This window comes from Pseudomonas sp. xss_4 (assembly GCF_043104125.1).
Taxonomy (GTDB): Bacteria; Pseudomonadota; Gammaproteobacteria; order Pseudomonadales; family Pseudomonadaceae; genus Aquipseudomonas; species Aquipseudomonas parafulva_B.
The window spans coordinates 49,193-58,444 of sequence record NZ_JBICKJ010000044.1; the positions used below are offsets into that span (position 1 = coordinate 49,193).

Below are 9,252 nucleotides of genomic sequence, written 5' to 3' on the forward strand. Positions count from 1 at the left end.
TTGTCCGCTCAGATCATCGCGATCGACGCAATGGGCGGGGACTTCGGTCCCCGCAGCATTGTCCAGGCTAGCATCGCCTGCCTGTCGGCTACCCCCTCGCTTCACCTGACCCTCGTCGGTCAATCCTCCCTCTTGGAAGAACTTGTCAGCGGCTTTTCAGCTGCCGATCGCGCGCGCCTGCAGATTCTCGGTGCCGCAGAAGTGATCGGTATGGACGAGCGGCCTTCACAGGCATTGCGCGGCAAACCCGATTCATCCATGCGTGTTGCCTTGGAATTGGTGCGTGACGGCAAGGCCCAGGCCTGTGTCAGCGCCGGTAATACCGGGGCCCTGATGGCGCTGTCTCGCGCCGTGCTCAAGACCCTGCCAGGCATTGATCGTCCAGCCATGGTGGCTGCCATCCCGACACGCACCGGCTACTGCCAGTTGCTTGACCTTGGCGCCAATGTCGACTGCACGGCCGAGCAGCTTTACCAGTTTGCGGTCATGGGGTCGGTGGCGGCGCAGGCGCTGGGCGTGCAGCGCCCCCGAGTGGCACTGCTGAACGTAGGTACCGAAGACATAAAGGGTAACCAGCAAGTCAGGCTGGCGGCGAACCTGTTGCAAGGGGCTCGCGGCCTCAATTACGTCGGCTTCATCGAAGGTGACGGCTTGTACAGAGGGGCCGCGGACGTGGTGGTCTGCGACGGCTTCGTTGGCAATATCCTGCTCAAGTCCAGCGAAGGGTTGGCCACCATGGTTGCGCAGCGTATCGAGCAGACCTTCAGGCGCGGCCTGTTGTCGCGCCTGGCGGGCGCTGTGGCCATGCCGCTGCTTAAACGCGTGCAGGCCGATCTGGCCCCGGCGCGTCACAACGGTGCCAGCTTTCTGGGGTTGCAGGGCATCGTCGTCAAAAGCCACGGCGCGGCAGGCGTTGAGGGGTTTCAGAGTGCGATCCAGCGCGCCCTGATCGAAATTCAGGAGAATTTGCCCGGGCGCCTTCATGGTCGCCTGGAGGATTTACTCAAGTAATGTGATGCGAGCCCGCGCTTAGCGGTCTTGCCGACGAAATGCTTAAATGTGACCGCAGGGTTTCGGTCTTCATCCAAATGTTCAGATTCCGCGCCTGGCATGCGCCAGGCGCCTCTATCCGACGACAAGATCATAAGGGCTTGTTCAATGTCTGCATCTCTCGCATTCGTCTTTCCAGGTCAAGGTTCCCAGTCGCTGGGCATGCTCGCAGAACTCGGCGCCGAGAAGCCGGTGATCATCGAGACCTTCAAGGAAGCTTCCGAGGCGCTGGGTTACGACCTCTGGAAACTGGTTCAGGAAGGTCCGCAAGAGCAACTCGATCAGACTGATAAGACCCAGCCAGCCATTCTGACAGCCTCCATTGCGCTGTGGCGCCTGTGGCTCGAGGAGGGCGGCGCCAAGCCTGCATTCGTCTCGGGTCATAGCCTGGGCGAGTACAGTGCCTTGGTCGCAGCGGGCAGCATCAGCCTCAAGGACGCCGTTCGCCTGGTCGAGCGCCGCGGCCAACTGATGCAGGAAGCCGTGCCTGCCGGGCACGGTGCCATGGCCGCAATCCTGGGGCTGGACGACGCCGTCGTGGTGCAGATCTGCACCGAAGCGGCTGAAGACGAGGTCGTCAGCGCGGTCAATTTCAATTCGCCGGGCCAAGTGGTGATTGCCGGTAACAAAGCCGCAGTGGACCGGGCCATGGAGCTGTGCAAGGCAAAGGGCGCCAAGCGCGCCTTGCCGCTGGCAGTCAGCGTACCGTCGCACTGCGCGCTGATGAAGCCTGCGGCCGAACGATTTGCCGCCGCGATCAATGCCATCGATTGGCAGGCGCCACAGATTCCGGTTGTGCAGAACGTGACAGCCGCCATCGCACCCGATCTGGATGCGCTCAAGCGTGATCTGCTGGCTCAGCTGTACCAGCCCGTGCGCTGGGTCGAGTGCGTCCAGGCGCTGGCTGCCACCGGTGCGGTCAACCTGGTCGAGTGCGGTCCGGGCAAGGTCCTGGCTGGCCTCAACAAACGCTGCGCCGATGGCGTAACCACCTACAACCTCAACACCCCTGACGCCGTTGCCGCCACGCGTGCGGCACTGGCCTGATTTGGAGAAGCTTGCATGAGCCTGCAAGGTAAAGTTGCACTGGTCACTGGCGCCAGCCGTGGCATTGGCCAGGCCATCGCCCTGGAACTGGGTCGCCAAGGCGCCACCGTCATCGGTACTGCGACCTCGGCCTCCGGTGCCGAGCGTATCGCCGCGACCCTGAAGGAGCATGGCATTGCCGGTACCGGCATGGAGCTGAACGTGACCAGCGCCGAATCGGTTGATTCGGTACTGTCGGCCATTGGCGAGCAGTTCGGTGCGCCGACCATTCTGGTGAACAATGCGGGTATCACGCGTGACAACCTGATGCTGCGCATGAAGGACGACGAGTGGTTCGATGTCATCGATACCAACCTTAATAGTCTCTACCGTCTGTCCAAGGGCGTGTTGCGCGGCATGACCAAGGCGCGCTGGGGTCGTATCATCAGCATCGGCTCGGTGGTCGGCGCCATGGGTAACGCTGGCCAGGCCAACTATGCGGCGGCCAAGGCCGGTCTCGAAGGCTTCAGTCGCGCCCTGGCGCGTGAAGTGGGCTCGCGCGGTATCACCGTCAACTCGGTCACGCCGGGCTTCATCGATACCGACATGACCCGCGAGCTGCCAGAAGCGCAGCGCGAAGCCCTGCAGACCCAGATTCCGCTGGGCCGCCTGGGTCAGGCAGATGAAATCGCCAAGGTGGTTTCGTTCCTGGCCTCTGACGGTGCAGCGTACGTGACGGGCGCAACCGTGCCCGTCAACGGCGGGATGTACATGTAATATCGCCGGTCAATGTGACGGATTTCGTAAAAAAAGAGTCATACTGCGAGCCTAAAATCCGTTATAAAGCTGCAATCAGATTCCAGGCGGCTGGTCGTGGGACTAGGCTGAAGGCGCGTTGAGCTTGAAAAGCGAACGTTCTTCTATAAAATTAGCCACCGGCCAGCTGCCTGACATATATCCATTAGGAGTGAAAACTAGGTATGAGCACCATCGAAGAACGCGTCAAGAAAATCGTCGCCGAGCAACTGGGCGTCAAGGAAGAAGAAGTGACCAACGAGAAGTCCTTCGTCGATGACCTGGGTGCCGATTCGCTTGACACCGTTGAGCTGGTGATGGCTCTGGAAGAGGAATTCGAGACCGAGATTCCTGACGAAGAAGCCGAGAAGATCACTACCGTTCAAGCTGCCATCGAATACGTCAACAGCCACCAGGCCTAAGACGCTGTAGTCGACGCTTCTTGTCGGGAAAAACCGCACTGCCTTGACTGGCGTGCGGTTTTTTCTTTGCAAGCTTCGGCTGTCGCCGTGTCGGCTGCCAAGCCCCGCATCAAGAGCTTGTTGCCATTTCATTCCGTCCAACTGGATGCAATGGCAAGAAACTCTGTCATTAGAAAAGGAGAGTACTGTGTCGCGTAGACGCGTCGTGGTCACCGGTATGGGCATGCTGTCGCCACTGGGTACGGATGTACCGAGCACGTGGCAGGGCATTCTGGCTGGCCGCAGTGGCATCGGTCCGATCGAGCATACGGATCTTTCTGCCTACTCCACCCGTTTTGGTGGCTCGGTGAAGGGCTTCGAGGTTGAACAATACTTGTCGGCCAAAGAGGCTCGCAAGCTGGACCTGTTCATTCAGTACGGCTTGGCAGCCGGTTTTCAGGCAGTGCGCAACGCTGGCCTGGAAGTGACCGACGCCAACCGTGAGCGCATCGGCGTGGCCATGGGCTCGGGCATCGGTGGCCTGACCAATATCGAGCAGACCAGCCGTACATTGCACGACGCAGGCCCTCGGCGTATCTCGCCGTTCTTCGTCCCTGGCTCGATCATCAACATGATCTCCGGCTTCCTGTCGATCCATCTGGGTCTGCAAGGGCCGAACTACGCCATCGCCACAGCCTGTACCACCGGTACCCATTGCATCGGCATGGCTGCGCGCAATATTGCGCACGGTGAGGCCGATGTCATGATCGCCGGCGGCGCTGAAATGGCCGCCTGTGGGCTGGGCATGGGCGGGTTTGGCGCATCGCGCGCGCTTTCTACCCGCAACGATGAGCCTGCGCGGGCCAGTCGTCCCTGGGACAAAGGCCGTGACGGCTTCGTCCTGTCCGACGGGGCCGGTGCATTGGTGCTCGAAGAGCTCGAGCACGCCAAGGCGCGGGGTGCAACGATCTACGCCGAGCTCGTAGGGTTTGGCATGAGCGGCGATGCCTATCACATGACGTCGCCGCCCGAATCGGGTGAAGGTGCAGCCCGTTGCATGGTCAATGCCCTGCGCGATGCCGGCGTGCAGCCTCAGGAAGTCAGCTACATCAACGCCCACGGCACCTCGACACCGGCTGGAGACCTGGCCGAAGTGGCAGCCATCAAGCGCGTGTTCGGCGAGCATGCCTATAAGCTGGCCGTCAGCTCCACCAAGTCGATGACCGGGCACCTGCTGGGGGCTGCCGGTGCGGTGGAGGCGATCTTTAGCGTATTGGCGATCAACAGCCAGATGGCGCCGCCGACCATAAACCTGGATGAGCCAGACGAAGGCTGTGACCTGGACTTCGTGCCGCACCAGGCCCGCAGCATGCCAATCGATGTCGTGCTGTCCAATTCGTTCGGCTTTGGTGGCACCAACGGCTCCCTGGTGTTCCGCCGGTTCGCCGAGTGATGCAAAGCTGGGTCGATGGCACGCCTGCGGCTGCGATCAACCTGCACAATCGCGGGTTGGCCTACGGGGATGGTCTGTTCGAGACGTTCGCTGTACGCCATGGGCGGCCCTTGCTGCTGGATGAGCACATGGCGCGTCTTGCACTGGGCTGTCAGCGCCTGTCCATCGCCACTGACGTGGCCCTGGTGGCCGATGAGGTAAGGCGCTATGCCGCTCAGCTGGGTGAGGGCGTGGCCAAGCTGATCCTGACCCGCGGCGACAGCCAGCGCGGATATGCACCCGCGGCCGGTGTCGCGGCGCGGCGTATCCTGCAAGCCAGCCCGTTGCCCAGCTACCCAGCCGAACACGCCGACGTGGGCGTGCGCCTGTTCATGTGCCAGACCCGGCTTGGGGAACAACCCTTGCTGGCAGGGCTCAAACACCTCAACCGCCTCGAGCAGGTGCTGGCACGTTCCGAATGGCAGGACGGCGAACATGCCGAAGGCCTGATGCGTGACGGGCAGGGCAGGCTGATCGAAGGTGTCTACAGCAACCTGTTTCTGGTTAAGCAAGGCACGCTTCTTACTGCCAGGCTTGATCGTTGCGGGGTGGCAGGCGTGATGCGCGCCGCACTGCTGGCGCGGGCGAAGATGATGAACATCCCGGTGCAAGTGCGTGACCTGGCGTTCGATGAGCTCGCACAAGCTGATGAAGTATTCGTTTGCAATAGTGTCTACGGCATCTGGCCCGTCCGCGCCGCAGGCGCGCTAAACTGGCGGCCTGGCCCGCTCACCCGTACGTTGCAGGCCATTGCCCGTACGTTACTGGAAACCTGAATTCGTGAGACGTAAATTCCTGCTGCTGCTGGAAATGTGCCTGATCGTCATGGGCCTGGCCCTTGGCTGGTCGGCCTGGAAGGTCCATTCGGTGCTGGATCAGCCTGTGCATGTGGCACAGGAACGCCTGCTGGATGTGCCCAATGGCGCTACGCCCAATCGCATGTTCTACCGCATGCAACAAGAGGGGCTGTTGGGCGACGCGCTATGGCTCAGGTTGTACTGGCGCTTCAACATGGCCGGCGTGCCACTGCACACGGGCGAGTATCGCCTGACGCCCGGCATGACCGTGAAACAGCTTTTCGACGCCTGGCAGCGGGCCGACGTGGTGCAATACAACCTGACCCTGGTCGAAGGCTGGACGTTTCGCCAAGTGCGCGCGGCCGTGGCCAAGCACGAAAAGATCAAGCAGACCCTTGATGGCCTCTCTGATGCCGAAGTCATGGAAAAGCTGGGGCACGCTGGCGTTTTCCCGGAAGGCCGTTTCTTTCCGGACACCTATCGCTTCGTGCGCGGCATGAGCGATGTGGAACTGTTGCAGCAAGCCTACATGCGCCTGGAAGAGGTCCTGGCGCGTGAGTGGGCCGAGCGCGCCCGCGACCTGCCGTACCGCGACCCCTACCAGGCACTGATCATGGCCTCGCTGGTGGAAAAGGAAACCGGTATTCCACAGGAGCGCGGGCAAATCGCTGGCGTATTCGTCCGCCGCCTGCGCCTGGGCATGATGCTGCAGACCGATCCGACGGTCATCTATGGCATGGGCGAGCGCTACAACGGCCGCATTACACGCGCTGATTTGCGCCAGCCAACGCCTTACAACACCTACACCATGACGGGGCTGCCGCCAACGCCTATTGCGATGGTCGGGCGTGAGGCCATCCATGCGGCATTGAACCCGGCAGATGGCACCAGCCTTTACTTCGTTGCGCGCGGTGATGGTAGTCACGTTTTTTCCGATGACCTGGACGACCACAATTCTGCTGTGCGCGAGTTTCAGCTCAAGCGTCGGGCCGATTACCGTTCAAGCCCTGGCACCGCTCAGCCGACACCCTCGAACGATGCAGCGCCGTCCGGTTCATCTCAAGTGCCTGAGGCGGGAGCATCGGATGATCCATCTGCTCCAGCCGCTGCGCCTGAACAGGGCAAGGTCGAGAGCGATCGGGCAACCGAACCGTCGGCGCTCGACGCCCCCCAATAAGGACTGTTTGTGAGCGGCTTGTTTATTACATTGGAAGGCCCCGAAGGCGCGGGCAAAAGTACTAACCGGGAATACCTGGCTGCCCGGCTGCGCGAGCAAGGGCTGGACGTGGTGCTGACCCGCGAGCCAGGCGGCACGCCCTTGGCTGAAAAGATTCGTGAGCTGTTGTTGTCGCCGAGCGATGAAGTCATGCACGCCGATACTGAGCTTTTGTTGGTGTTCGCTGCACGCGCTCAACACCTTGCACAAGTGATCCGCCCGGCGTTGGCGGGTGGGGCGGTGGTGCTGTGTGACCGGTTCACAGACGCTACTTACGCCTATCAAGGGGGCGGGCGCAGCTTGCCCGTCGAGCGTATCGCGACGCTTGAGCAGTTCGTGCAGGACGACCTTCGTCCTGACCTGACCCTGGTATTCGATCTGCCCGTCGAAGTAGGCCTGGCCCGCGCTGCAGCGCGAGGGCGGCTGGACCGGTTCGAGCAGGAAGGGCAGGCGTTTTTCGAAGCGGTCCGCCGCGCCTACCTGGATCGCGCAGCCGCGGCGCCACAACGCTACACGCTGCTGGATGCATCGCAGCCGCTGGCGGACGTCCAGCAAGCGTTGGACAGGCTGCTGCCAGGTATCGTGGAGCGCTGCCGTGGCTGACGCCTACCCTTGGCAGCAGACACTGTGGGAGCAACTGGCTGGCCGCGCCCAGCATGCCCATGCCTATCTGCTGCACGGCCCGAAGGGGATAGGCAAGCGTGATCTGGCCGAGCGCCTGATGGCGCGGCTGCTGTGCCAGCGCCCTAATGGCACCCTGGCTTGCGGCCAGTGCAAGTCCTGCCACCTGCTCAAGGCCGGTAGTCACCCCGACAACTTCATGCTTGAACCTGAAGAGCTGGACAAGCCGATCAAGGTGGACCAGGTCCGCGAACTGGTTGCCTTCGTCGCTCAGACCGCGCAGTTGGGTGGGCGCAAGGTGGTCATGATCGAGCCTGTCGAATCCATGAACGTCAACGCGTCCAATGCACTTCTCAAAAGCCTTGAGGAGCCTTCCGGCGACACGGTGCTGCTGCTGGTGACCCATCAACCCAGCCGCTTGCTGCCTACCATCAAGAGCCGGTGCCAGCAGGTTACCTGTCCACTGCCGACCAAGGCCCAGAGCCATGCCTGGTTGGCCAGCGCCTTGCCGGAGACCGATCAGGCCCGGCGCGACGATCTGTTGACCTTGTCTGCCGGTTCGCCGCTGTTGGCCCTGAGTCTTCATCAGCAAGGCGTGCATGAACAGCGCGCCCTGGTGACCGAAGGCGTAAAGAAGCTGCTCAAGCAGCAGCAATCGCCCAGCCAGTTGGCCGACGCATGGACAGCCGTGCCGTTGTTGATAGTGTTCGATTGGTTTTTCGACTGGGCCCAGTTGATCCTGCGCTACCAGTTGACCGAGGACGACGATGAGCTCGGCATGGCCGACATGCGCAAGGTGGTGCAATACCTTGCGCAAAAGAGCCGTCCGGCCAAAGTCCTCGAGGTCCAGGCCTGGATCCTTGAGCAGCGTCAGAAAGTGCTGGGCAAGGCAAACCTGAATCGTGCTTTGCTGATCGAATCGTTGCTGGCCCATTGGCTACAATTGCCCACTGGGCGCTGACTTTAATTCTTATCCGTGTGTGTACCCATGCTTGTAGATTCCCATTGCCATCTTGACCGCCTTGACCTCAGCGCCCATGGGGGTTCGCTCGATGCTGCCTTGCAGGCGGCGCGTGCTCGTGGTGTCGGGCACTTCCTGTGCATCGGTGTCAGTGCCGAAAATGCAGGCGCAGTCAAAGCCTTGACCGAGCAATACAGCGATGTGGATTGCTCGGTAGGCGTTCACCCGCTGGACCTGGCGCCGGGTGCAGCGCCTGCTTTGGACTGGCTGTTGACCGAATTGGCTCATCCCCATGTGGTGGCGATCGGTGAAACCGGCCTGGATTACCATTACGAGCCGGAAGCTGCCGAGTTGCAGCAGGCCTCATTTCGCTTGCACCTGGAAGCTTCGCGGCAGACGGGAAAACCGGTGATCGTGCATACCCGAGCGGCCCGTGCCGATACCTTGGCACTATTGCGTGAGGCGAACTTGTCCCAGGCGGGCGTTCTGCACTGCTTTACCGAAGACTGGGAAATGGCCAAGGCGGCTTTGGATCTTGGGTATTACATTTCGCTTTCGGGGATCGTCACATTCCGTAATGCCGAGGCGTTGCGGGACGTGGCGCGGCAAGTGCCGGCGGATCGGCTCTTGGTGGAAACCGACTCGCCCTATCTGGCGCCTATTCCTTATCGGGGTAAACCCAACCTGCCCCAATATGTGCGGGAAGTGGCTGAATATGTGGCCTCACTGCGGTGTGTCAGTTATGAACAGTTGGCTGAGCAGACCACCACAAATTTCAAGCGGTTATTTCCGTTGGCAAGGGTTCGCTAGGGCGCGTACCCTAAGTTAACGTTGCAGTTGCAGTTGCAGTTGCAGTTGCAGTTGAAGTTGCTTTGGCTTTTGCTTCTAAGCGC

The 9,252-nt window shown here is 61.4% G+C and carries 10 protein-coding genes; all 10 read left to right on the top strand.

The genetic code is table 11. The features are described from left to right. A complete protein-coding gene (plsX, locus tag ACF8GB_RS08725) occupies positions 1-1,011 on the top strand; it encodes a phosphate acyltransferase PlsX (RefSeq protein ID WP_392526883.1) in 1,011 nt (336 codons plus the stop codon). 147 nt (positions 1,012-1,158) lie between these two features. Next, positions 1,159-2,097: an ACP S-malonyltransferase gene (gene fabD, locus ACF8GB_RS08730; RefSeq protein ID WP_078478214.1), complete on the top strand. Its 939-nt coding sequence runs from the start codon at positions 1,159-1,161 to the stop codon at positions 2,095-2,097. 15 nt (positions 2,098-2,112) lie between these two features. Then, positions 2,113-2,853 (top strand): 3-oxoacyl-ACP reductase FabG, encoded by a 741-nt coding sequence (gene fabG / locus ACF8GB_RS08735; RefSeq protein ID WP_058605744.1) that lies wholly within the window; start codon positions 2,113-2,115, stop codon positions 2,851-2,853. A gap of 203 nt (positions 2,854-3,056) precedes the next feature. Further along, on the top strand, positions 3,057-3,293 hold the full coding sequence (gene acpP, locus ACF8GB_RS08740; protein ID WP_058637696.1) for an acyl carrier protein: 237 nt from the start codon (positions 3,057-3,059) through the stop codon (positions 3,291-3,293). 187 nt (positions 3,294-3,480) lie between these two features. Further along, positions 3,481-4,725, top strand: a complete 1,245-nt coding sequence (fabF, locus tag ACF8GB_RS08745) for a beta-ketoacyl-ACP synthase II (protein WP_058637695.1) — start codon at positions 3,481-3,483, stop codon at positions 4,723-4,725. Beyond that, the gene (gene pabC, locus ACF8GB_RS08750; protein WP_058637694.1) at positions 4,725-5,540 is read left to right on the top strand and encodes an aminodeoxychorismate lyase; all 816 of its coding nucleotides are present in this window, start codon (positions 4,725-4,727) and stop codon (positions 5,538-5,540) included. Before fabF ends, pabC begins: the two co-directional genes overlap by 1 nt. Before the next feature lie 4 nt (positions 5,541-5,544). Continuing rightward, positions 5,545-6,738, top strand: coding sequence for an endolytic transglycosylase MltG (gene mltG, locus ACF8GB_RS08755; RefSeq protein WP_196126123.1), 1,194 nt, complete (start codon positions 5,545-5,547; stop codon positions 6,736-6,738). A 9-nt stretch (positions 6,739-6,747) separates the two neighbouring features. Then, complete coding sequence (gene tmk, locus ACF8GB_RS08760; protein ID WP_058637692.1) at positions 6,748-7,380, top strand: dTMP kinase; 633 nt, start codon at positions 6,748-6,750, stop codon at positions 7,378-7,380. After that, positions 7,373-8,359, top strand: coding sequence for a DNA polymerase III subunit delta' (locus tag ACF8GB_RS08765; RefSeq protein ID WP_058605739.1), 987 nt, complete (start codon positions 7,373-7,375; stop codon positions 8,357-8,359). Before tmk ends, ACF8GB_RS08765 begins: the two co-directional genes overlap by 8 nt. Positions 8,360-8,386: 27 nt before the next feature. Further along, on the top strand, positions 8,387-9,169 hold the full coding sequence (locus ACF8GB_RS08770; protein WP_058637691.1) for a TatD family hydrolase: 783 nt from the start codon (positions 8,387-8,389) through the stop codon (positions 9,167-9,169). The last annotated feature ends 83 nt before the right edge of the window (positions 9,170-9,252 follow it).